The organism is Prosthecobacter fusiformis, assembly GCF_004364345.1.
In the GTDB taxonomy this organism is placed as follows: domain Bacteria; phylum Verrucomicrobiota; class Verrucomicrobiia; order Verrucomicrobiales; family Verrucomicrobiaceae; genus Prosthecobacter; species Prosthecobacter fusiformis.
Genome location: NZ_SOCA01000018.1, coordinates 12005 through 35612, shown reverse-complemented (window position 1 = coordinate 35612; position 23608 = coordinate 12005). Strand labels below are relative to the sequence as shown.

General features: G+C 61.6%; 17 protein-coding genes. 6 read left to right on the top strand and 11 right to left on the bottom strand.

What is annotated here, in order from left to right; translation table 11 throughout:
• Positions 1-103: 103 nt before the first annotated feature.
• Entirely contained in the window at positions 104-712 is a 609-nt protein-coding gene (locus EI77_RS22510) for a L,D-transpeptidase family protein (protein ID WP_208300454.1), read from the bottom strand.
• Positions 713-1294: 582 nt separating this feature from the next.
• Between EI77_RS22510 and EI77_RS22505 the strand changes: the two genes are divergently transcribed.
• Positions 1295-1885, top strand: a complete 591-nt coding sequence (locus EI77_RS22505; protein ID WP_166647448.1) for an acyloxyacyl hydrolase — start codon at positions 1295-1297, stop codon at positions 1883-1885.
• 181 nt (positions 1886-2066) lie between these two features.
• Positions 2067-3539, top strand: a complete 1473-nt coding sequence (locus EI77_RS22500; protein WP_133797567.1) for a class I adenylate-forming enzyme family protein — start codon at positions 2067-2069, stop codon at positions 3537-3539.
• 225 nt (positions 3540-3764) lie between these two features.
• On the opposite strand, the gene EI77_RS24125 is transcribed toward EI77_RS22500, so the two are convergent.
• From EI77_RS24125 to EI77_RS22490, 3 genes are read right to left on the bottom strand one after another with little or no spacing between them, the layout of a single operon-like run.
• Entirely contained in the window at positions 3765-3935 is a 171-nt protein-coding gene (locus tag EI77_RS24125; RefSeq protein ID WP_345778285.1) for a hypothetical protein, read from the bottom strand.
• Complete coding sequence (locus tag EI77_RS23910) at positions 3866-4348, bottom strand: HNH endonuclease (RefSeq protein WP_243839022.1); 483 nt, start codon at positions 4346-4348, stop codon at positions 3866-3868. The genes EI77_RS24125 and EI77_RS23910 overlap by 70 nt, the downstream gene beginning before the upstream one ends.
• Positions 4318-5352, bottom strand: coding sequence for a DNA cytosine methyltransferase (locus tag EI77_RS22490; RefSeq protein WP_133797566.1), 1035 nt, complete (start codon positions 5350-5352; stop codon positions 4318-4320). Before EI77_RS22490 ends, EI77_RS23910 begins: the two co-directional genes overlap by 31 nt.
• Before the next feature lie 316 nt (positions 5353-5668).
• On the opposite strand from EI77_RS22490, the gene EI77_RS22485 reads away from it, so the two are divergent.
• Complete coding sequence (locus tag EI77_RS22485) at positions 5669-6376, top strand: DUF1826 domain-containing protein (protein ID WP_133797565.1); 708 nt, start codon at positions 5669-5671, stop codon at positions 6374-6376.
• Positions 6377-6614: 238 nt separating this feature from the next.
• Here EI77_RS22485 and EI77_RS22480 read toward each other — a convergent pair whose 3' ends face one another.
• Both EI77_RS22480 and EI77_RS22475 read right to left on the bottom strand, forming a co-directional pair.
• A complete protein-coding gene (locus tag EI77_RS22480; RefSeq protein ID WP_208300453.1) occupies positions 6615-8129 on the bottom strand; it encodes a sugar ABC transporter ATP-binding protein in 1515 nt (504 codons plus the stop codon).
• Between the two features lie 620 nt (positions 8130-8749).
• Positions 8750-9685: an AraC family transcriptional regulator gene (locus tag EI77_RS22475; protein ID WP_133797563.1), complete on the bottom strand. Its 936-nt coding sequence runs from the start codon at positions 9683-9685 to the stop codon at positions 8750-8752.
• Between the two features lie 159 nt (positions 9686-9844).
• Here EI77_RS22475 and EI77_RS22470 point away from each other — a divergent pair, with 159 nt between their 5' ends.
• The 3 genes from EI77_RS22470 to EI77_RS22460 all read left to right on the top strand — a co-directional run bounded on the left by EI77_RS22470 (position 9845) and on the right by EI77_RS22460 (position 11527).
• Entirely contained in the window at positions 9845-10627 is a 783-nt protein-coding gene (locus EI77_RS22470) for an oxidoreductase (RefSeq protein ID WP_133797570.1), read from the top strand.
• 46 nt (positions 10628-10673) lie between these two features.
• Positions 10674-11057: a VOC family protein gene (locus EI77_RS22465; protein ID WP_133797562.1), complete on the top strand. Its 384-nt coding sequence runs from the start codon at positions 10674-10676 to the stop codon at positions 11055-11057.
• A 182-nt stretch (positions 11058-11239) separates the two neighbouring features.
• Complete coding sequence (locus tag EI77_RS22460) at positions 11240-11527, top strand: DUF1330 domain-containing protein (protein ID WP_345778284.1); 288 nt, start codon at positions 11240-11242, stop codon at positions 11525-11527.
• 894 nt (positions 11528-12421) lie between these two features.
• Here EI77_RS22460 and EI77_RS22455 read toward each other — a convergent pair.
• The 5 genes from EI77_RS22455 to EI77_RS22435 form a co-directional block, all read right to left on the bottom strand.
• Complete coding sequence (locus EI77_RS22455; protein WP_133797560.1) at positions 12422-16516, bottom strand: NACHT domain-containing protein; 4095 nt, start codon at positions 16514-16516, stop codon at positions 12422-12424.
• A gap of 419 nt (positions 16517-16935) precedes the next feature.
• Positions 16936-18060 carry a citrate synthase gene (locus EI77_RS22450; RefSeq protein WP_133797559.1) on the bottom strand — a complete coding sequence of 375 codons (1125 nt, stop codon included), beginning with the start codon at positions 18058-18060 and terminating at the stop codon, positions 16936-16938.
• 159 nt (positions 18061-18219) lie between these two features.
• On the bottom strand, positions 18220-19617 hold the full coding sequence (locus EI77_RS22445; RefSeq protein WP_133797558.1) for a transglutaminase domain-containing protein: 1398 nt from the start codon (positions 19615-19617) through the stop codon (positions 18220-18222).
• Between the two features lie 355 nt (positions 19618-19972).
• Complete coding sequence (locus tag EI77_RS22440; RefSeq protein ID WP_133797557.1) at positions 19973-21466, bottom strand: PQQ-dependent sugar dehydrogenase family protein; 1494 nt, start codon at positions 21464-21466, stop codon at positions 19973-19975.
• On the bottom strand, positions 21460-23577 hold the full coding sequence (locus EI77_RS22435; protein ID WP_133797556.1) for a c-type cytochrome: 2118 nt from the start codon (positions 23575-23577) through the stop codon (positions 21460-21462). The genes EI77_RS22440 and EI77_RS22435 overlap by 7 nt, the downstream gene beginning before the upstream one ends.
• Positions 23578-23608: the final 31 nt, after the last annotated feature.

Below are 23608 nucleotides of genomic sequence, written 5' to 3'. Positions count from 1 at the left end.
GAGCACTGAGCACTGAGCACTGAGCACCAAGCACCAAGCACCAAGCACCGAGCACCGAGCACTGAGCACTGAGCACTGAGCACTGAGCACTGAGCCCTCCCCCTCACCTCACCACCGTCACCGGCGTCCCCATCGGGCACGCGTGGTAAAACTTCTCCGCCATGTGCCCCGGCAGGCGGATACACCCGTGCGAGGCCGGATACCCCGGCAAATAGCCCTGGTGCATCCCCACCCCGCCATAGATCCGCATAAAATAATACATCTTCGCCCCCTCAAACCGCGTCCCCACCGGCCGGGGGTCCTTGCGGTTATCGATGTTCGTCATGATCACATTCCCATACATGTCCTCATAGTCTCCATAGATGGAGGACTTATGGTCGATGTCCTTCTGGATCACACTATACCGCCCCGGCCGCGTATCGTATCCCTCCGACCCAGATGAAATAGGCGATCCCCCCGCCAACTGCCCCCCTTTATAAAGGTACACCATCTGCTCCCCCAGGCAGATCTGGATGGACGGCCGCCCATACATCCCGTCCGCATACCAGAACGAGTCATCCCCGCGAAACACGCCCATCACCCGGTTCGGCAGCCTCCGCGCCGCATTCACCCCCTGCTGCCCATAGCGGAAAACATTCTGCCCATACCCCGCCACCCCACCCCCATAATAGCCCCCCTGCATCGAGCACCCCGTCAGCAAAATCGTGGACAAAAACAGGCAGGCAGAAAACAAACGGAAAGTCATCATCATAGAGTCAAGAAAGCGGGCAACGAATACCCTACGATCCAAGCACAAAGAAAGCCTCCCCGCCCCCAGAAGTTTCCATTTAAGTGCCGCAAGCAGTCCATGGAGCGCCGACGGCCCGTCGGCATTCAAAAACAAGTGCTCAGTCCTCAGTGCGCAGTCCTCAGATTCAGCACCCACCTCAAAAAGTAGCCCGCTCAGTCCCCTGAGCGGATAGCCGCCCCGAAGCCCCTCTTCTCTTAACTGCCGCAAGCAGTCCATGGAGCCCCGACGACCCCTCGGCATTCAAAAACAAGTGCTCAGTCCCCAGTGCACAGTCCCCAGATTCAGCGCCCACCTCAAAAAGTAGCCCGCTCAGTCCCCTGAGCGGATAGCCACCTCGAAGCCCCTCCCGTCCTCCCCCCCACCCCACTCCTGCCGCCTCCCCGTCCCATCCCTCCCAAAATCTTTCTACCCCAAATCTTTCTACCCTCCCTCCCCCCCAGCCCCCCTCAAATCCCCCATCCCTTTCCTTGCATCCCGCCCCGCTTCATGGCTTCATACACCTGCATGAAGACTCTCCTCCTTCTCACCCTCCTCGCCACCGCCACCACGGCCGCCTTTGCCAAGGAGCCCCCAACCACCCTCCTGCCCTGGCAGCAAAACTCCATCGACCTCGAGGCCGGATACCTCTGGAAAGTCGGCGGAGACACCCCGCTGGATTACGAAATCGCCCCCGTCATCCTCTCCTGGCGGCCCGCTTACCAGCTTCATCACGTCTTTAACGACGGCTCCGCCCTCGTCGTCCGCAGCCGCTTCGCCGCCATCGGTCAGGCCATCATCGAAGGCCCGGAAAACCACTACCTCGGCTTCATGGCCGCCCCCTCCCTGGAGTTCTGGGACCCCACCGGCACCTGGTCCATCTACGGCCAGCTCGGCGGCGGCTTCGGCTGGATCGATTCCCAGGGCGTCGCCGGAGGCCAGGGCCAGGATCTCACGTATAATTGGTTCGCCGCCGCAGGCGTCTCCTATGCCATCACGGAGACCATGTCCCTCCGCGCCGGAGCCATGTTCCAGCACCTGTCCAACCTCGGTGCCACCGACCCCAATCCCGGCCTAAACTCACTCGGCTTCACCCTCGGCGTCTCCTGGGGTTTCTAAGACCCCCGTTGAAAACCCAGGGCCGAGCCCCTCCCTGCTCGGGAGGGCCATCCACGCCCACCCTGCCCGCCCCGCACCACCCCAGCGCGCGGCGGAGACTTCCCCCTGGGCCTTAGCGGATAGGCACCCCTCCCGGCACATCCCCCTTTTAAAAAAACACGCCCCAGATCTCGTCCCCTTCATGCTCAGCATCGTCGAAGCCATCCGCCAGCGGGCCACGCCCGAATCCCTCGCCCTGGTCCAAAAAGACCGCAGCCTCACCTACGCAGCCCTCTTCCAGCAGGCAGATGCCCTCGCCGCAGACATCCGCCAGCACCTCCCGGCGGATCTCCCCGCCCCAGTCCGCACGGACCGCCTGCGCATCGGCGTACACTTCCCCAGCAGCCTGGAATACGTCCCCCTCGCCCTCGCCACCCTCCTCGCCGGCGGCTGCTTCGTCCCCATCCCGGATGAACTGGCCGATGAAGAAAAGCGCGAGCTCGCCACCCGCACCGCGCTGGATCTCGTCCTCGTGGCCGAGCCCCTCGCCACCTGGCTGCCGGAGGCCACCCAGCCCCTCGGCCACCTCACCCTCGCCGGGCAAAAAATCCTCCTCCAGCGCCTCCCCCCCATCATCCCCAGTTTCCCCACGGCGGATTTTGAGGCCCTAAACCCCGCCTTCATCCGCTTCAGCTCCGGCACCACCGGCAAATCCAAAGGCGTCCTCCTTTCACACGAATCCCTCCTGGAGCGCATCACCGCCGCCAACGAAGGCCTCCGCATCGGCGCTGCCGACCGCGTCCTCTGGGTCCTGCCCATGGCCCACCACTTCGCCGTCTCCATCATCCTTTACCTCTACCACGGCGCCACCACCCTCATCGAGGAAACCCACATGGGGGAGGACCTCCTCCGCGCCGGAGCCACCCACGCCGCCACCGTCATGTACGGCAGCCCTGTCCATTACCGCCAGCTCGTCGAAGCCCCCCCCGTGGCCGAATGGACCACCCTCCGCCTCGCCGTCGCCACCGCCGCCGCCCTGGATGCCGCCACCGCCGAAAAATTCCGCGCCCGCTTCCATCAGGACCTCGTCCAGGGCCTCGGCATCATCGAGCTCGGCCTCCCCGTCCTCAACCTCGCCGGAGCCCAGGAAGCCCCCGAGGCCATCGGCCTCCCCCTCAGCGCCTACGAATGCAGCCTCCAGGATGACACCGGCCACGAGCCCCCCCAGGGCGACCCCGGCGAAATCTGCCTGCGGGGTAAAGGCATGTTTGACGCCTACCTCGACCCCTGGCTGCCCCGCGCCCAGGCCCTCGATGCCAACGGCTGGTTCCCCACCGGCGACCTCGGCCGCCGCGACCCCGCCGGCCGCGTCACCATTTGCGGCCGCAAAAAGACCCTCATCAACGTCGGCGGCATGAAAGTCTTCCCGGAGGAAGTCGAGCGCGTCCTCGATTCCCACCCCAAAGTCCAGCGCTCCCTCGTCGAAGCCCGCCTCCATCCCCTGTATGGGGAAGTGCCCATCGTCCGCTACATCCCCAGCCCCGAAGGCCCCCCCACCACCATGGAACTGCGCAACCACTGCCGCACCCACCTCGCTGGCTATAAAATCCCCCTCCTCTTCTCCTCCGTCCCCGACCTCCCCCTCACCGCCAGCGGCAAGCTCAAGCGGGCCTGAGACTCCGGCATATTCCCAGCGGATACCCAACCGCCAAATCATACGTCGAACGAGTCACACGAGAACCGCCGTCCAAGCGAGCTAAGCTCTGGACTCCTTTACTCCGCACCCAGCAGGGAGCATAGGCGTCTCGCCTGTGTGCTTTGACCTTACCTCTAAACTCACAGCCCTCTGCACCTCTGCCCCTCTGCGGCTAATCCGAGCTTCCCTCCAGCCCCACCGTCCTCAATCCTGCGGCACAGAACGCAGTTTAAATTTACGCAGCATCCACTCCAGCACAGCCTTCTGATCCTGGATATTGGCCCTTCGTATCTGGGCCAGCAGCGTCAACAGATCCGGCTTGATGGGAGCCGCGTTTTGCAGCCCCTCATTGCAGTTACTGCACACAGCCCGCAGGTTGGACGGAGTATCCTCGCCCCCTCTTTGGATTTATCCATGATATGCCCCAGGGTCAGCCGGATCGTACGGCTTGGATTAAAAGGGTCCGCATCCCCTGCAGCAGCCCCGCACATCTGGCAGGTATAGCCGTTTCTTTCCAGCACGATCGCCCGCGTCTCCTTGGATATACCCCGCTTAAACGCCGGGCGGCGCTTCCCGCTCATCAGGATGTATTCCCCCGGTTTCAGCCCGGCGCGGTCCTTGTGGGAAAGAATGTCATACCCCTCCTCATCCCGCAGTTCACGGACACGGCGGCCCCACTCCGCCGCCCCCCCGGAGGCCTCCTGGAGTTGCTTGCTAGTGACGACCGCTCCCACCCGCTCCAGCAGGAAGGCCAGGATCAGAGCTTTGGAGCCTTTTTTCTTTTCCATGACATTTTTGCAGGTTCTTCAAAAAGACGCAGTTGAGCCTCAGCGTGACCATACTTCGCATCCGCTTTCAGACGCTTGAAAGCCGCGATGATCCGCCGCCCCACCGCCCGCGCCACCGGCGGTGGAAAAGCATTCCCCACCTGCCGGTAGGAGGCCGTTTTTTTACCGCTAAACTGCCACTCATCCGGAAAGCCCTGGATACGCGCCACCATCCGCACCGTCAGCCGGGGCAGCTTATCCTCAGGGGTCGTCACATCCGGGGCCTCATCCGCCAGGCCCATACCATCCACGCCCAGCTCCCGCCACTGCCGTTTGGCACGCGTCGGCCCCAGGTCCGGCCCACCATGCTTCTTCGATCCACCCACCAAAGTGGGAGCGATGCGGTTCGCCTTCGCCACCCATTCCTCCGTGCCCAGCCACCCATTCGCCCCCATCAGATCCACCAAAGTCTCCCCCACCGTGGGAGCAGATAAAGCAGGCTCAGGCCAGCTAAAGTGCCTCATATCGTCCGCACGCATCCCCACCAGGATAAACCTGGGGCGCAACTGCGGCACGCCAAAGTCCGAAGCCTGAAGCACTTTCCATTCAGCCTCATAGCCCATCTTGCCTAATTTCTTCAGCAGATCATTTCGGTAATCTCTAAACTTGGCCGAAGCCAGCCCCTGCACATTTTCCAGCATGATCGCCCGTGGGCGGACCTTTGAAATAATGTCCAAAGCCGTGGGAAACATGTCCCTCTCATCATCACTGCCTAGTTGCTTGCCCGCGATGCTGAAAGGCGGACAGGGAACCCCGCCAGCAATCAGGTCCACATCCCCAAATCCAGATGGCTGAAAGTCCCGGATATCCTGCTGGATCACATTCCAGTGCGGGCGGTTCATCCGCAGGGTAGTGCAAAACTGAGGCTCATACTCCACCACCCCCACATGATGAAATCCCGCCCCCTCCAGTCCCAGCGCCTGGCCGCCGCCACCGGCACACAATTCGAGGGAATAGAAACTCATTCCCCTGAGAAACTTCCGGTGAAGCCTTGCGTCAAGACCAAACCTTCACTGGCACTCACATCATCCGCCTGAGTAAATGGTTACTGAATGGATATCAATGGATATGGCATCCCAAGCCAATCTCCTCATCCTGAACGATTTTGAAAATCAGTCGCCCCCAAGTATGGAGCATAGGCGTCCAGCCTGTGTGCTTTGACCCTCTGCCCCTCCGCCCCTCTGCGGCCAACAAGAGCATCCCTCCAGCCCCTTCTTTCCCAACCCAGTTGCACCCACCGCCCAAACGCCCCACACTCCGCCTTCCACCCTGACCCGTCCCATGCCCTTCCCTCCCCCGCCCGTCTCCCCCCGCATCCGGAAGGTGCACAGCTTTCAGGCGCTCATCAGCACCCCCTTTGCCGATGGCGTCAATGCCCTCTGCTGGGAGCGCGAGCTGACCGGAGATTACAGCGAAGTCGTCCGCCTCCTCGGCCCGGGCGAAGGCATCCTGCCGCTGGATGAAGAACAATTGCAAAGCCTCCCCCTCAGCCCCGCAGGCAGGCAGGCCGCCGATCAAATGCTGCAGGACCTGCGCCTGCTGCGGGATCACGGCCTGGCCCCGGAGCTAAACTGCATCCACGCCTACCCCCGCGATGCCGAACCCGAAGGCCTGGCCACCGACGTCTATTCCTTCCACGCCGATAGCGCCACCACCGAGGCCGATACCTACCTCTGCACCTATCACGGCCCCGCCAGCGAAGGCCTGCCCAATGAGCACGCCCAGCGCCATGTGGACATCCCCCACACCCGCGCCGCCCTTCTCAAACTCCACGATGGCCCGGACGACGAAACCTTCCGCGAATTCCTCAGCGAAAACTGCTTCGACCTCCACTACGCCCCCCTTCCCCAGGCCCAGCCCTACGCCTTCGGCCTCGGCCACCTCTGGCGCATCGCCGTGAACCACCCCACCTCCCCCGTCCCCCCCTGCATCCACCGCGCCCCCGAGACCCACCCCGGCCAGGCCGCCCGGTTGCTGCTCATCAGTTAAAGTGAAGGCGGGCACCTGAGCGGCATTCAAAAACCAGTGCTCAGTGCTCAGTGCGCAGTCCTCAGATTAGGCGCACACACTTATCCAGCCTATAGGACCTAGACGCCCCATAAGCCCTATCCCAAGCCGCCCGTCCCCCAACTGAGCACTGAGCACTGAGCACTGAGCACTGAGCACTGAGCACTGAGCACTGAGCACTGAGCACTGAGCACTGAGCACTGAGCACTCCCGTCCCACCTCACCCCACCCCCACCTGCCCCATCGCCGCCTCCATCAGCCGCTCCTGCGTCGCCTCCGCCCGCGTAAACGCCCCGCCGATCCTCCCCTCATTCAGCATCAAAATCCGGTCACTCATCCCGATCAGCTCCGGTAGCTCGCTGGAGACCAGCAGCACCGCCTTCCCCTCCCCCGTCAGTTGGTTGATCAGCTCATAGAGCTCCAGCTTCGCCCCCACATCGATGCCCCGCGTCGGCTCATCCAGCATCACCACCTGCGGCCCCGTCATCAGCGCCTTGCCCAGCACCACCTTCTGCTGATTCCCCCCGGAAAGCCGCCCCACCACCGCCTCCAGCCCCGTCGCCTTCACCCGCAGGCTTTTGAAAGACTCCTGGTTACGCACCGCCTCCTCGCTCCGGTTCACAAACCCCGCCCGGCTAAACTGGCCTAACGAACTCAATGACAAATTAAAGCCGATCTCCTGCTCCAGGATCAGCCCATAGCGCCGCCGGTCCTCGCTCACCAGCGCCAAGCCCGCCTTCAGCACCTGCGCCGGGGCCAGGCCATCCAGGCTGCGCCCGCCCAGCTCCACCGTCCCCGCCGTCCGCCGTCCCCATGCGCCAAACAGGTGCATCAGCAGCTCCGTCCGCCCCGCGCCCATCAGCCCGCCGATGCCCAGCACCTCCCCCGCCCGCAGGTCAAAGCCAAGCCCATGCAGCCGCGGCAGCCCCTGCTCATCCTTCACCGAAAGATCCCGCACCCGCAGCACCACCGCCCCCGGCACCGCCGCACGCCGGGGAAAAAGATCCGTGATCTCCCGCCCCACCATGTGCTGGATCACCCCCGCCTTCGTCATCTCCCCCGCCTCCTTCGTCACAATGCTCGTCCCATCCCGGATCACCGTGATCCGGTCCGAAATCGCGAACACCTCATCCAGCTTATGGCTGATATACACACACGCCATCCCCCGCGCCCGCAGGTCCTTCAAAATATCCAGCAGGATCAGCACCTCATGCTCCGCCAGCGCCGCCGTCGGCTCATCCAGGATCAGGATTTTGGAGTCCTTCGCCAGCGCCTTCACGATCTCCACCAGCTGCTTCTGCCCCACCCCCAGCGTGACCACCCGCGCCGCCGGGTCCAGCCTCACCTTAAACCGGTCCAGCAGCACCTTCGCCTCCCGGTAGATCTTCGGCCAATCAATGAACCCGCCAAACCGCCGCGGCTCACTGCCCAGAAAAATATTCTCCGCCACAGACATCTCATTCACCAGCGCCAGCTCCTGATAAATCACCGCGATCCCCGCCCGCCCCGCATCCGCGATGGATTGAAACCGCGCCTCCTCCCCTCCCACCTCGAATCGCCCCTCATAGCTCCCATGCGGATGGATGCCGGACAGCAGCTTGATCAGCGTACTCTTCCCCGCCCCATTCTCCCCGCACAGCGCATGGATCTCCCCCGCCCGCAGGTCAAACGACACATCCTTCAGCGCCACCACGCCCGGAAACCTCTTCGTCAAATGCTGTGCCGAAAGAATCATACCCATCATCCTGCCAAATCCCCCCCACCATGCCAAGAACGAAAAACCCCATACCCCCGTCCGCCTCATGGAGCGCGGGCGTCCCGCCTGCCGTCTTGTGCGTCCCGCGCAAGACCGTTCTCAAGCCCCCGTCCGCCCCAATAAGTACCGTGGGCACTCCTGCCCGCGACCGTCCGCCCCGAAGCACCTCGTCCGCAGCCCTCCCCGCTTTTCGAAGCCCCAAGAACACCCTTTTCGCGGGCAAGAGTGCCCACGGTACTTCAAGCCCCCGTCCGCCCCCTCAACCATGGAGCGCCGACGACCCGTCGGCATTCAAAAACCAATCCTCAGTCCTCAGTGCGCAGTCCTCAGATCAAGCCCCCTCCCACCCTCCCCATAGGCCCCATCCACCCTATCCGTCCTATCCGAAAAACCTCATTACCCGAATAAAGCCCTCTCTGCCCCTCTGCCCCTCCGCGGCCAAAACAAAGTGTCCAACGACCCTCGCTCCACCGCAAAGTGGCAGAGAGGCAGAGGAAGCAGAGTGACAAGGATGGGGGAAAGTTTTGTAGTCCCGGCTTCAGCCGGTGCATTGCTGCAACCCACAAAGCCCCCCTTGCCCAGACCCCATTTCCACGGCCCTACGGGCTATCGTGATTCAAGGAGCGATATTTCCCCGGGGAAACGCCCATGACACGGCGGAAGGCCTTGCCAAAGGAGCTTTCTGACTCGTAGCCCGTTGCCAGGGCGATCTCCACGAGCTTGATGGGCGGGGTGGCCCGCATCATGTGGCCGGCCTTCACCATGCGCCACTGGGTGAGATGGTCCAGCGGCGTCTCCCCCACCAGCCTGCGGAAACGCTCCGCGAAGGCCGAGCGCGACATGCCGACGCAACGACTGAGCTCATCCACGGTCCACTGCCGCTCTGGCTCTTCGTGCATCAGCTCGATGGCCCGGCCCACCTGCGGATCATCCAGGGCCCGCAGCCAGCTTGGCTTGTCCGTGGCGGATGCGGAGCCGATGCGGGACCGCATCGCCTGCACAAAAAGCACCTCCGCCAGGCGGTCCACGATGGCAGTCCCCCCCGGCAGCTTTTGGGACACCTCCGCGGCGATGAATTGCAGGGTCGATTGGAACCACGGTTCAATGTGGCTACCCGAGCCTTGCAGATGCACGATCGAAGGAAGGTGCTTGACCAGCAGCTTGCTCTCCGTCGTGGACAGCGAGAAGCATCCCGCAACGATGGAGGTGGAAGGCCCTTGGCCACCGTCAAAGCACATGAGACGAGTACGGTAAAACTCCTCCGCAGAGGCCACCTCTTCACATGGGCGTAGAGGCACCTCGGGGCTGCTACGAATGGTGTAGTGGCCAGGTGTCGGCATGAGCACAAAGTCCCCACCCACCAGGGAAACCAGCGGTGAGTCATCCACACCGAGAAAGCACGAACCTCGTGTCACCATGAGACAGATACCGTCTTTGGCGGGGAACCGAAATCCATAAGGGGCAGTGAACTCCAGCCGCCCGTAGAGCGAGGCCTTGGTCCGCATGAGCGACATCATGTGAGCGAGAACATCCATGCGTCACCATTAATCCCAAAAGACAGAGAATGCATCCTTTTTTGGCGTTTTGGACCAGAATATAGGACTTACGACCATTGTCTTTCCAATCTCGATGCCGCATTGTGCCACCTCAACCAAACAAAGTATCTTATGAACAATACAAATAACATTCCGAGCATCAGTTTTGACCTTCATCTCCAGGGCCGCCGTGTCCTGATTACAGGAGGGACCAAGGGCATTGGTGCCGCCGTGGTGGAAACTCTGCATAGTCTGGGAGCGCAGATCATCACCACCGCACGTGAAGCACCGGGAAATCCGGTGCCGGGTGTCCACTACGTTGCCGCGGATGTGGCCACTGCCGAGGGGTGCGCCACGGTCGCGGGAGAGGTGCAGCGGCATCTCGCCGGAGTGGATATCATGATCCATGTCGTCGGCGGCTCGAACGCACCGGCCGGCGGCTTCGTCAATCTGGATGACGATGTCTGGCAAAGCGAACTCAACCTGAACCTGATGAGTGCTGTCCGCATAGACCGGGCGCTACTTCCGGCGATGATTGGGCAAGGCTCAGGTGTCATCGTGCATGTGACGTCCATCCAGCACGAGCTCCCGCTGCCGGAATCCACCACTGCCTATGCAGCGGCCAAGGCTGCGCTCTCCACCTACAGCAAGAGCCTTTCGAAGGAAGTCACTCCCAAGGGCATTCGCGTGGTGCGCGTGTCGCCGGGATGGGTAGAGACGGAAGCCGCCGGCCCCTTTCTCCAACGCATCGCTGAGAGTGCGGGCACGGACTCCGAAGGAGCAAAGCAGATCGTCATGAACGGCCTGGGCGGCATCCCCCTGGGGCGTCCGGCGAAGCCAACGGAGGTGGCCGACCTGATTGCGTTCCTCGTATCGCCTCGCGCGAGCTCCATTACCGGGACGGAATATGTCATTGATGGCGGCACGGTGCCGACGGCCTAACCAAAAGAAAACCGGATCCAACGATTAACATGACACACTCAAATCCATGATTGACCATATCATCATCACCGTCAGCAATCTGTCCGCCAGTCTGGAATTCTATCAGAAGGCGCTCGCCCCACTCGGTTACTCGGCCACCCCGGAATACACGTCCAGCACCGGGACAAAGGGCGTTGGCTTTGGCATCAAAGGCGGGCTAGACTTCTTTATCCAAGAGGGCGCGGCGCAAGTGACCCAGTGCCACATTGCCTTCACTGCCTCAACTCGGGTACAGGTGGAGGAATTTTACGCCGCTGGCCTTGCTGCAGGAGGACGGGATAACGGGAAGCCGGAACTGACTCCCGACCACGGCCCTGACTACTACTCCGCCTATGTCTTCGACCCGGATGGCTGCAACATTGAAGCCGTGTGCACCGAGCCGGAGGCATAACTCCACCAGCCCCCTGTAGAATCCTGAACGCATTAAAAATCATGAAACATCCCTTCCTCATTGCAGGCACCATCTTAGCCGCCATCACACTGGTCGCTTGCGATCCATCCACGAAAGCATCTCGCGCTGAAGCATCCTCAGTACAGCCAGCGCAGAAGCCCCCCGCCACGAAGCCTGCCTATATCGTCTTCACCCGTGAAAAGACCCTCGACCAGGCCGAGCTGGAAGCCTACTGGAAAGAGGCCCCAGCCACCCTGGAAGGGCACCCCATCAAGGTGCTCTCAGGATACGGACCCCATGAGGTGTGGGAAGGAGACAGCACCGAAGGTGTCGTCATTGCTGAGTTTCCCAGCATGGAGGCAGCCCGGGCCTGGTACCACAGCCCCGCCTACCAAAAAGCCCGGGAGCACCGGACCAAAGGCGCAGTCTATCGCGCCATTCTTGTAGAGGCTACCACGCCCGGCAGCTGAACTCCCACAACCACCGCAGGCACTCCCGCCCGTCCCATGGAGCGCGGGCGTCCCGCCTGCCGTCTTGTGCGTCCCGCGCAAGACCGTTCTTAACCCCCCGTCCGCCCCAATAAGTACCGTGGGCACTCCTGCCCGCGACCGTCCGCCCCAAAGCACCCCGTCCGCAGACCTCCCCGCTTTTCGAAGCCCCAAGAACACCCCTTCGCGGGCAAGAGTGCCCACGGTACTTCAAGCCCCCCGTCCGCCCCAACAACCATGGAGCGCCGACGACCCGTCGGCATTCAAAAACCAATCCTCAGTCCTCTGTGCGCAGTTCCCAGATTCAGCGCCCCCAAGACAAGCCCATAGGCCCCATCCACCCCATCCCCCTATCCAAAAAGCCTCATTATCCAAATAAAGCCCTCTCTGCCCCTCCGCCCCTCCGCGGCCAAAACGCAAAGTCTAACGACCATCGCTCCACCGCAAAGGGGGAAAGTTTTGTAGTCCCGGCTTCAGCCGGTGCAGAGGCCGCTTGACGGCAATGCTAAAGCTTTAGAAATGCACTTTATCCAAATCTCGCCAGCCTATTACCTCAATGTAAATCAGATCCAGTTTTTCCATTACAAATATGAAAACGGTGAATTACACCTGATGATTTCTGGGCAAGGGGAGAAAGTGTTCTATGGGACCATCGCGGAAACCATCTACGCACAGCTCCAGAGAATGTCTTTCGCGTTCCGAAACTGAGTTTCCAAGGGTGATGGTCGTCTTATTGGCCGAAGATCCATCAACGCCGCAGCGTGATGATGCCGGAGATCGTGAGCCTGCCCCAGAGGTCAAAGCCTGACCCAGGAGCAGTCTGGCTAAGTCTAACAAGGAGTCAGGTCACCCGTCCAAGACCGACCCACTTTCGACTCATCTGTCAACCATCAAGTAACGCAACGACTTGCTCAAATCCGCCACCTGCCGCTCCCGGTCGCGCAGTCCCGTGCAGCCTCTGAGACCAAGCTGTTGTAAACCGCTCAAGCCCTGCAGCGCACTCAGGTCGCTCACCCCTGTGCAGCCGTGGAGGTTAAGCTCTTGCAGGCTGCTCAATCCCTGGAGTCCACTCAGGTCGCTCACTCCCTTGCAGCGGTTGAGATGAAGCGTTTGCAAACCGCTCAAGCCCTCCAGCACACTCAGGTCGCTCACTCCCGTGCAGTCGCCGAGATTAAGCGTTCGCAAACCGCTCAAGCCCTCCAGCACACTCAGGTCGCTCACTCCTGTGCAGTCGCTGAGGTTAAGCGTTCGCAAACCGCTCAAGCCCTCCAGCACACTCAGGTCGCTCACTCCTGTGCAGCCGCTGAGGTCAAGCGTTCGCAAACCGCTCAGGCCATGAAGCCCACCCAGGTCACTCACTCCCTTGCAGCCACTGAGATGAAGCGTTCGCAAACCGCTCAGGCCATGGAGCCCACTCAGGTCGCTCACTCCTGTGCCGCTGAGGTCAAGCTCTTGCAGGCTGCTCAATCCTTTGAGTCCCCGCAAGTCGCTTACTCCCGTGCAGTCGATAAGAGTAAGCGTTTGCAAACCGCTCAAGCCCTGGAGTCCCCCCAGGTCACTCACTCCCGTGCAGCCGATCATCTCAAGCATTTGCAACCAGCTCAAGCCCTCAAGCCCACTCAGGTCGCTCACTCCCGTGCAGCCGCTGAGGTAAAGTATTTGCAGGCTGCTCAAGCCCTGGAGTCCTGTCAGGTCGTTCACTCCCGTGCAGCCTCTGAGGTCAAGCGATTCCAGATTGCTTAAACCCTGGAGTCCACTCAGGTTGCTCAGTCCCGTGCAGCCATAGAGATCAAGCGTTTGTAGGCTGCTCAATGCCTGGAGTCCGCTCAGGTCGCTCACTCCCGTGCAGCCGATGAGATTTAGCGTTTTCAGCTTAGGAGATGCTGCAAAAACAGATAAAGCCTCTGACTTTAATCCCACACACCACGCCAGGCTCAATTCATCCAGGTCGGTGGCCTGTGTTAAACAAGAGAGGGAAGTCAAGGCGGCACAATGATGCAGCAAGAGCCTGCGGTGCCCGGGCAAATGCTGGCCGAGGCTGGCCAGAATGCGGGGTTGCTCATCAGAGACATCGAGCAGCGCAGGGGCGATATACCAAGGATGTTCAAGCTCAAACACATGCTCCGGCATCTGAGCCAGCCAATGCTGCCACAGACGGGACCAGATGGCGGGGCGTTGGCTGGGCTGAAGGCTGACTTTTTTATCCAGCGTGAGCGCCGCCAGGAGATTCGCAGACGCCAGTGGCGGCGCTTCGGGCAGTGCAGTCTCTTCACCGTCCACAAATCCGGGGAATAACCACTCCATGAGGCTCTGCGCATCATCTTCATTTTTGGAAAGGATCTCGGCCAGGAAGTGCAGGGGCTCATGCCACAGGGCTTTCTCCGTATGAAGCTGAAAGGATTCTCGCTCCATCATCAAATCCTCATGCTGCCAGGTCTTGGGGCGGTTCTGATTGAGCAGACGGCGGAATTCGATCTCCAGCCAGCAGGCGGCGTAGTATTCGAGAAACGACAGGTGGGCAAAACCGTACTGCCCCTCCCCGCGCTCGAGGAGGAAGGCGGTGCGCTGGGTGATAAAACGGAGAAAATCGCGCAGCAGATCATCCGCTTTGTCACCGGGTTTATCGGCGGCAAAGACCGGCTGGAGCCAGGAGCGCAGATCCTCCAGGGTGGCCAGAATTTCTTCGCCTTCTTCATCACGCGCTTCGTTCTGCGATTCCTTTTCCTCCCCCACACGGCGGACCTGGAGATGCATGGCGATGATGGCGAGCCATTTTTCCGCCTGCCTCTGGGTGCAGGGCAGTGCATGACCGTGCCAGGCGACATCGATGCCGCGTGCTTCCTGGATGGTATCCAGATACGCCTTGCTGATGTCGGCATAGAGCTCCGCCCGGCCATCGGGCAGCGGCACGTTGTGGATCTTCAGCAGCGCCATCATGCAGAGGAGATTGGGCACCCGGGAGATGATGCGGATGCTTTTCTTCCGCCGCACCTCCGCCATCAGGGTGGTCGCACGGTCCTTCCCCAGGGCGGGGCCGATGCGTACGTCGAACCACAGCCGCGCGTATTTGTCCTGCTGCGCATCCGTGAAAGGCGTCAGGTAAACCAGATACGTCAGGTATTCGGTGGAACCGTTTTCAGCTCCTTCCCGCCTGCTGCCTGCCATTCCTTTCGTTGCATGGGCCAGAGTTACTTCATCGCCGTCCGGCGCTGCGTTTCCCTCCCTCTCCCGCTGGGTGATCCGCACATGCACCGGCGCATCCTCATAGCCGACAAACCGTGAGGTGATGATGAACCGGGCGCGTGGCAGCCTGGCGAATCCCTCGATGATGGCAGCGCTCATTTTCTCGCGCTTGCGGGGAGTGCCAATTTCATCCAAGCCATCAATGAGAAAGAGGGCATTTTCATCCGCCAGCAAAGACTCAAAGGCGGCGTCTGAACCATCATAGGCAGAGAGCAGGGGCCTGACGGCGGTGCTGGTGGCACGGAACTGACGGAAAGCATCCGTGAGTGCGTCCCAGTCCCATGCCTCCGGATCCTCCGGCAGATGCCGCACCAGATCCCGGACAATGAAAGGCAGCGGGATGGCGGACTTCAGGCACGGCGGCAGGGTCACTGGCTGGATGCGCGCCTTTCTTTTTCGCGCCCCGGTAAGAAGCGGCGAGACCGTGAGCCAGCGGACGAGGGTGGACTTTCCCATGCCCGGATCACCCAGGAGCACCATCCGCCGTCCGCCCGGCTCTGTGAAAACCTTTTGAATCAGAACCAATAAATCCTCGCCCGGAGTTGGGCTATCATCCTCCGCCGCAGCCTCCATCCGGGCAGGCGAAACCCGCTCCGCAGAGCAGCAAGGGTCCACAAAAATATCGCCGATCAAAGCCTGTCGTGCATCATAAGAACTGCCGCCGGTGATGGGATGCCCCACCTCGGCATAACCAGCGTAGGCTTCAAACAAAGCATCCTTATACACGGCCAGCGGGCTGACCTTTTGTACATCCGCGTGATAAACCGCAAGCTGCCCTTGAAGGCTGGTGACGATCTTCCGGATCGCCGCAGTCTCCTTCCACTGGCCTTCGAGAGTGGGCTTCACCACGGCGAGAAACTGCGTGAGCTGCGCCTGCCACTCCTTGCCCGCTTTGCTATCCTCAACCAAAAGATCCATCTTCGCCTCGATCTTCGTCAGGTGCTGACCCATCCGCTCACCCATCTCGTGCACCGCGCGTTGAGTGGCGGTGAGGAGTGTTTTTTGGTAGGCGATCCAGGCGGCGCGATGGTCGCCGCTTTTCACCACCTTGCTGAACACGGCGGGGAAGACGGCGGCCAGGCAGGTGATGGTGCGGGACTGGAGGGTGGGCAGGTTAAACGCCAGCAGGTCGTCCTTATTTTCCAGGCCATCCAGCACGGGCTGCAGGGCCTGCTGATAAAAACGCGCCCAGGCATCCGCCGTCGCCTGCTCCGCGCTTAGCTTACCATCTGCCAGAGCGGCGAAGGTGTCATCATCCCCCGGCGGCAGGATCGCATCCAGCAGCCGCCCATCCCGCTTTTTTTCAGCCGCATCCAGCACCGCCTGGATATGATCCCGCCAGCGTTTGAAGATGCGTTGCAGCATCTCCCGACGCGGCTCATCCATGCAGGTAAAGCCATCCTGCTTCAGCAGCGCCGCCGCCAGGGGGCCGGGGCTTTTTTTCCACTCCAGCGCCTGCACCAGGGCCTGGGCACCGGCACGGCGGAGGTCATGATTGAAACCCGAAGTGGCAGGACCAAACAGAGGCTCCACTTTGCTGGCGAAGACATTGCCAAAGACGCCGGTCAAACTCTCCCCCAGGCCCCAGCCGCCCTCATCTTCACTGGCGAACATGTCCCCAATGAATCCGCCACACGTGGACCCAAGGCAGGCAAAGAGTGGTCCACCCACCAGAGCCCCTGCCCCGAGGCCGACAAACTTGGCGAATGTTTGGGGAGAAATCTGCATGCGGGTTTGGCCGCAGATACTGAATGCATCCCACTCTAAGCGCAATCCCCGCGTAGAGGATTTGCGGATGCCTTTCTGTGAAGCAGTAAAATACCCTCCAGAAAGGCACCGAACCCGCCATGTGAGAACCCATGCCACCACCAACACGCGCCTTGCGGGGATTCTCTCGAAAGCCGCGAAGCGTCCCGGAGTGCGGTGAAAGCGCAGAGCGCAACACCGCTTTTCATAGAAGGTCCTTATTGGCCCTAACAGCTCGCGTGACCATGAGATGCCCCCGGCCAGGAAATCTAACCGCCACGACTCCACGCCCTGGCGGGCGCAGCCACACCGGACCCCACCCCATCCCCCCAAAACCAAAAGGGGCACCGCTCACAGAGCGGTACCCCTCACGGAATCTCAGGAGGTCATCCTCGGCACTCTTAGCGCTCGTCGATCGGCACCACCTTCTGGCCATAGGGACGGCCCACGTATTCGCTCAGGGGGCGGAAGAGGCGGTTTTCGCTCCACTGCTCCAGCACGTGTGCGGTCCAGCCGCTCATGCGGGCGATGGCAAAGATGGGGGTGAAGAGGTCCGTCGGGATGTCCAGGCTGTAGTAAACGGTGGCGCTGTAGAAGTCCACGTTCGCATTCAGGCCCTTCTGCTCGCGCATGATCTCGGCGATGCGTTCAGACATCTGGATCCACTTCGCCTCGCCCAGCTGGGCGGTGAGCTGGATGGCCATCTCACGCAGATGCGGGGCGCGGGGGTCCAGCACCTTGTACACACGGTGGCCGATGCCCATGATCTTCTTCTTCTGCGCCAGAGCGTCCGCCACCCAGGCGTCCACCTTATCCGGGCTGCCGATCTCTTCCAGCATGTGAATCACGCCTTCATTGGCACCGCCATGCAGAGGCCCCTTCAGCGCACCAATGGCAGCGCTGATGGCGGAATACATATCGCTCAGGGTGGAGGCCACCACACGCGCCGTGAAGGTGGAGGCGTTAAAGCCGTGCTCCGCGTGCAGTACATAGGCCACATCCAGCGTCTTTTCCGCTTCCTTGGACGGCACTTCCCCGCTCATCAGGTACAGAAAGTGGGCGGCCTCGCTCAGGTCCTTGCGGATCGGCGGCAGGGACTTGCCCGTGCGGGCGCGGTGGAAGTAAGCGGCGATGACGCTGATCTGCGAGACCAGGCGGATGGCCGTGGCCAAATTCTCGCTCACATTCACATCGTGGCGATTCATCTCATAGCTGCCCAGCATGGAGACGGCCGTGCGCATGATGTCGATCGGCTTCGCCTTCTTCGGTGCAGCCAGCAGGTAGTCGATGACCCCCTGGGGCAGCTCACGCTCAGCGCGCAGGGCGGTGGTCAGTTTGTCCAGTTCCACCCGGTTCGGCAGCTTCTGGTAGAAAAGCAGGTAAACCACCTCTTCGTAGCTGACCTTGCCAGCCAGTTCATTGATGTCATATCCGCAGTAAAACAGGATGCCTTCCGCACCTTTCACTTCTCCGAGACGGGTTTCTGCTGCGACGATTCCTTCGAGACCTTTAGAGACGACTGCCATGGCTTTTTTTTATAGGTAAGGGGGTGAACGATTGGGAAGAAGTCAAGATACGTGGCTGCACGCCTCTGTCTTGTTTCGAGTTAGCTGCAAGCGTGCAAACGCTCAAGGCAAAATACGCGCGATGCGAGATTCCTGGGGCCTCTTTTGGGCAGAATCACCTCAGGGACCCACCTCGGCATCAGGTTTCCCTTGGCCCATGGATAAAGGCATCTGCCAAATGGACGCATCCTGGGGGATTTCCTCCAGCTCCATGAAGGGGGCCACCGCCGGATTCGGCTTGCTGGTGCGGGCCACGCGCGGCATCGCAGCCTTCTCCCCAGACGCCCCCCCCGTCGCAGCCGGGGACGCCGCTTCGATCCTGTCCTGCAGGCTGCGCGGCTCCACCTTGCTCCATACTTTGGGGGACCAATACTCCCCCTTCCAGGCCTGCCCCGGCGTGCTGCGCACATACAGCGCATACCGGTCAAACATGATCTCCGGCACATACCGGCTGCCCACCCGGCTCACCAGGGGCGGATTCGAAGGGTCCGGCCGCCCCTCCGTCGATTCCAGCAGGTATTCCTTATCATCCAGCCGCACCACCACCCAGGCGTGACCACCCATGTCCCCATACCGGCCCAGGGCCACCCGCGCCTGGAATCCCCGGGAAAGCAGCCAGTCACACAGGAAAATGGCCGAGTCCTCACAGTCCCCCTGCCCCATCCGCTGCGTCACCAGGCTCGTCTGCCACGCATCCGTGGCCTCCTTGCTCGCCCCTGGATCCTTCGTATAAACACAGTTCGCATGCACGGCGGACCAGATGGTGAAGAGCTCGTGCACCCGGGAATGATCTTTGGCGAAGACCGCCGGCGGCGCATACCCCGTCAGGTATTCATTCACATACCGGTATTTCCCCTCCGCATCCGCCGCCACCACCGCATACGTCCGCCGGCACTGCGGGCACTCCAGCCCCAGACTGTGCTGCTGGCGGGAGATACGGACGATGTGCGGATGCTCACAATGCGGGCACACGCTGAAAAAAGCCTCCTCCTGGGTGGTAGCGATGATCTCCGGGCTGAAGTCATCCAGCCGCTGCCCCACCACCAGCAGCGCATGCTGGGCCAGCCCGCCTCTGGACTGACGCACCGCACAGGCCAGGTGCGTCATTTCCGTGCCCGTCTTCTGGCCAAATTCATGAAACTGCTCCAGCAGCGTCCGCAGCGTGGGACCACTGGCCGTGCACACCGAAATGCGCAGGTAACGCGGCACCGAGGCCTGGATCTTTTGCGTGATGCTGTCCACATCCTCCAGCGCCATTTTGGGAAATTCCACCGCCAGCCACGCTTCCAAATCCGCATCCACGCGTAAAAGCGGCTGCTTCGCGCCGATCCGCGCATAGTTCAGCCGGTCCACAAGATCCACCTGAAAGCGCACTGCGGAATACGCCTGGTCCCGGCCCGTCGCCCATTCCTCAAACCACAGCTTCCACGCCACCAGCTTCCCCTCCCGATGCGCCTTAAAACCACCCGCCAGGGCTACGCCAAGAAGGATGGACCAGAGAAGAAATCGGGTAAGCATGAGGGGATCAAATTATAATATTTATAACACATCGCGCAAACGCCAAACCCCGCGCTCACAAATTGCTTACAAGTCGAAATCCTCCCCATGGAGCGCACGCGTCTCGCGTGCCGTCTTGTGCGTCCCGCGCAAGACCGTTCTCAAGCCCTCATCCGCTATAAAACACCCCCCAAAAAGCCTGCCCCCCGCAAAGCCAGCCAAGCCGTACCTCAATATTCCAATATTGAGAGCGTCGCTAGCCCTAGCGGCCACCTTTCCACCGCCATGGCCGAAAGCATGGATCAGGAATAAGGCACCCGGGCATGGCCTTCGCGGCATCTCGATTTTGGAAAATCGAGCTACGTGCCTGCCCCCCTCACGCATCCGGCACCCGGTTCAGCGTATAGGCAGAAAGCCGGTGCCACAGCGGATCGCCGTCTTTGCCGTTGATCTCCGGCAGCTCAAATTCATGCACATACCCAGGGCGCAGGTTGGCGCATTTCACCGTCAGCGTCAGGCCATCTTTGGAAAGCTGGTATCCGCTGAGCTTCAACGGGGCCGCATCCACCTCCGCACTCCCATACTTGGCAGTGAAAAGGTATGTATAGCTCTGTGCCTTCGTCTGCGCCCAGGGCGCGGGTTTCACCGGCCGGGTAAAGGTGAAGCGGAAGCCATCCTTCAGCGCCTCCAGCTTCTGCACCTCCAGCGGCACCTTCCCTGTCGGCACCAGACGCTGGATGCCAAAGGGCCGGTTGCCATAGCTGTTCCAGCCACGGTTGGACTGCCCCACCACCATGGACCCATCGTTCAGGAAATTCAGCGTCAGCACCGCACTCTGCAGGCCGTTGATGAAAGGGAAACAGGCCCCCTGATACTCCCCGCCCACCTTTTCCAAAAACACACGGTTCACCCCGGAAAGGACGAATTCCCCCACGAAGAGCTGCTTTTCAAAGGGGCCAAACTTCCCCCCCGTCTCATCGCAGCGCAGTCCCGTCGGGCTCTGGCCCAGCTTCACATACGGGAACCAGATGGCCGGCGGGCAGTAATCCGGCACCTGCTTCATCGCCTCCGCCACCGTGATACCATCCGGCTGCTTGCCCTCATGCGGGCGGATGGGGGAATCCGGGTGCTTCGTATCCACCAGCGCCTCCGCATGGCTGAAGTAGGCGCCTTTACGGATGTGAACCAGCGGATTCGTCGGCATCCAGTTACCCTGTTGATCCGTGGCAAAAATGTCCCCCTCCGCATTCAGGCCGATGCCGCAGGGGCTGCGGAAGCCCGCGCTGAAACCCGTGGCCTTCGTGCTGCCTTTCGGCGTGATCACGGACCACCCGCGCCACAGCGTATGCTCCGCCTCTAGACCTGCCCCCGGCCACTTTTTACCCATGGAGCAGTTCAGCGTATTGTGCATATTCCCCTCACGGTCGAAGACCGGCCCATACGCATACTCATGGTACGCGCCGGAGACGCCCCAGCCCTGGCCCACCGTCAGGTATTCATCGGCCGTGCCGTCTCCGTCCGTATCCCGCAGCCGCGTCACTTCGGACCGCTGGGTCACATACAGCGCCCCCTCATGCCAGGTCAGGCCCAGCAGCTCATGCATACCGGAGGCGAAGAGTTTATACCCCAGCTTCTCCACCGTCGCCGGCTCCGCCTGCGGGTTTTGGATGATCCATACCTCCCCCCGGCGCAGGGACACCGCCAGCTTCCCATCCGGCAGCACGGCCAGCCCGCTCACCTCCAGGTTCAGCCCCTTCGGCACCGCATACGTCACCGTGCGGTAGTAGGGATTCGGCTCCTCAGCAGCAGCCGTGGATAAAGCGGCCACCAGCAGGCTGCCCAGCGTGAGTTTATACCAGTTCGTTACCATGTCAGCACCTCCTTCGTGATCTCGCCGTTGATCTTCGTTTCGTGTTCAAAAGCTTTCCCATCCGCCGCCGGGCGCAGCGTTTCCTCCACCGCCTGACCATCCACCGTATAGAGGAAGGTCGGCACCCCGGCCTTATCCAACCGATAGCCAGAAAAGACACGCGCCCCCGTCGCCGCAGGCAGCGCCTTCAGGTCCGTGCCCAGCGGGGCGATAGGCAGCATCTCACGGCTTTGCCAGTTGCTCATCGCATCCAGGAAGCGACCCCGCCACACCTGGGTGAAGCGCACCTGCACCGCATCAAAGGTAGTGTGAAGCCCCTGCGGGAAACCCACCCCGATGGCATGCGTGCCCGCCCCTTCGATAAAGCTGCGAAAGATGATCGGCCGCCCCGCCTTCTCCGGCTTCAGCTCGAAGTCCTCCGTGGAAAGCAGCCCCTCCGGCAGCGGCTGGCCATCCAGCTCCTTCAAATAGATCCACAGGGATTCGATCTCCGTCTGCGCCTTCTTCCGGCCCATGAACATCGGCGGCATCATCGTGCCCGGCTGCGTCGCCTGCGGATTCAGCAGCAGCTCCTTAAAGTACTCCGGCTGCAGCCGCTCCACCGTATGCGTCAGCCGGATCACCGGTGGCCCCAGGGACTTACGATCCTTCAATCCATGACAGGCGATGCAGGCCAGTCCCTTCGCGCCGATGAGCTGGCGACCCGTTTCCGCACGGTGATGTTTCCCCAGGCCGCTCACATCGATGGTCACCGGCGTCGCGCTCTTATCCGCCTTCGGCAGCAGGCCCACCAGCATCTCCGTCTGCGCCCGGCCAAAGTTCGGCATGCGTGTATCCATATACGGGCGCACGCTGCCGCCCTGGCCCCACAGCACTTTTTTCAACCAGACCGCCGTCAGCTTCCGGCCCACATTGTCCAAATTTGGCGGCAGGTGCGCCAGCTCCCCCAGGGACTCCGCACTGCCATCGTTGGAGGTGAAATACTGCGCTCGAGGATCCTCCGGCCCGCCTTTGCCATCACGATCATGGCAGGCATAACAATTCAGCCGCGTCATCTGCCAGTCCACCCGCTGGTCCGGCGTCAGCTTCGGCGCATCCTGTCTTTGGATCGCGGCGATAGCCAGGCGCAGCGCCCGCTTTTGCAGTTCATTCAAATCATAGCGTGGGATACCCGTCGGCTGCGTCTCGGCCAGGCAGCCTCCATCCGTCTTCAGCAGCGCCAGCGCCTTGGTCGCCGCAGGCTTCGTCGGCGCATGGATGGGGCTGGCCGTTTCCAGACCCTGATGGCAGGCCACGCAGTTCATTTGCGTGAAGACCTCCCGGCCTTTTTCGATGCCCTGTTTCGCGATCTTTAATGCCGCACGCGCCGTCGCCACCTCAGGCTCACGACCCGTGTGCAAATAGGCCGCGATGTCCGCCGCCTCCTGCCCGCTTAGCCGCATGTCCGGCATGCGCCCCGCCGGGCGGTGCGCCAGCGGATCCTGGAGAAAAGCCGCCAGTGCATTCACATCATACGCATCCGCCAGCGCGATCGGCACGGACCCCAGACCCGGCTTTTCCGGCTCCGCATCCGCCGCCAGCTTCGCCGGGCGATAGTCCGTAGCGGGCTCATGGCAGGCCACGCAGCCCACCTTATGGTACAGCTCCTTCCCCCGGGCAATGTCTCCCGCAGGTAGCTTTTTGACCACCTCCTTCATCGTGCTCAGGTATTCCGTCAGCGCCTCCACCTTCTCCGCATCCCCCTCCGCACCGGCAAAGAGACCCGGCATCTGCGTACCCTTTTTGCGATGTTGCGGGCTGCGGATCATCAGCCACAGCGTATCCGCATCCAGCCGCGAGCCCACGCCCGCCAGGTTCGGCCCCGGCTTGGCAGAAAGCCGGTCCGCCCACGCCTTCGGCGGCGTGTGGCAGGCCGTACAATTCAGCTCCGCCAGCAGCAGGAAACCACCCTCCACCACATGCTCGTCCGGGTCCGATTCCAGGTTAAACTGGTCGAAGTTAAACACATACGCATGGTTGATCGGCTCCGCCTGTAGGGGATGCCCCTGGGCGGAACCGCTCAGAAACGCAAAAGGCGCGATGAGAGACAGCAGCTTTTGAAGTCGGTTCATGGATCGGGATTTTGCGTTTCTGGCTTCCGGG

What these genes read in the sequence shown, in the direction of transcription:
- EI77_RS22500 (WP_133797567.1), top strand. Translation starts at nt 2,067, where the DNA reads ATGCTCAGCATCGTCGAAGCCATCCGCCAGCGGGCCACGCCCGAATCC.
- EI77_RS22485 (WP_133797565.1), top strand. Translation starts at nt 5,669, where the DNA reads ATGCCCTTCCCTCCCCCGCCCGTCTCCCCCCGCATCCGGAAGGTGCAC.
- EI77_RS22490 (WP_133797566.1), bottom strand. Translation starts at nt 5,352, where the DNA reads ATGAGTTTCTATTCCCTCGAATTGTGTGCCGGTGGCGGCGGCCAGGCG.
- EI77_RS22475 (WP_133797563.1), bottom strand. Translation starts at nt 9,685, where the DNA reads ATGGATGTTCTCGCTCACATGATGTCGCTCATGCGGACCAAGGCCTCG.
- EI77_RS22480 (WP_208300453.1), bottom strand. Translation starts at nt 8,129, where the DNA reads ATGATTCTTTCGGCACAGCATTTGACGAAGAGGTTTCCGGGCGTGGTG.
- EI77_RS22435 (WP_133797556.1), bottom strand. Translation starts at nt 23,577, where the DNA reads ATGAACCGACTTCAAAAGCTGCTGTCTCTCATCGCGCCTTTTGCGTTT.
- EI77_RS22455 (WP_133797560.1), bottom strand. Translation starts at nt 16,516, where the DNA reads ATGCAGATTTCTCCCCAAACATTCGCCAAGTTTGTCGGCCTCGGGGCA.
- EI77_RS22450 (WP_133797559.1), bottom strand. Translation starts at nt 18,060, where the DNA reads ATGGCAGTCGTCTCTAAAGGTCTCGAAGGAATCGTCGCAGCAGAAACC.
- EI77_RS22465 (WP_133797562.1), top strand. Translation starts at nt 10,674, where the DNA reads ATGATTGACCATATCATCATCACCGTCAGCAATCTGTCCGCCAGTCTG.
- EI77_RS22440 (WP_133797557.1), bottom strand. Translation starts at nt 21,466, where the DNA reads ATGGTAACGAACTGGTATAAACTCACGCTGGGCAGCCTGCTGGTGGCC.
- EI77_RS22445 (WP_133797558.1), bottom strand. Translation starts at nt 19,617, where the DNA reads ATGCTTACCCGATTTCTTCTCTGGTCCATCCTTCTTGGCGTAGCCCTG.
- EI77_RS22505 (WP_166647448.1), top strand. Translation starts at nt 1,295, where the DNA reads ATGAAGACTCTCCTCCTTCTCACCCTCCTCGCCACCGCCACCACGGCC.
- EI77_RS23910 (WP_243839022.1), bottom strand. Translation starts at nt 4,348, where the DNA reads ATGGAAAAGAAAAAAGGCTCCAAAGCTCTGATCCTGGCCTTCCTGCTG.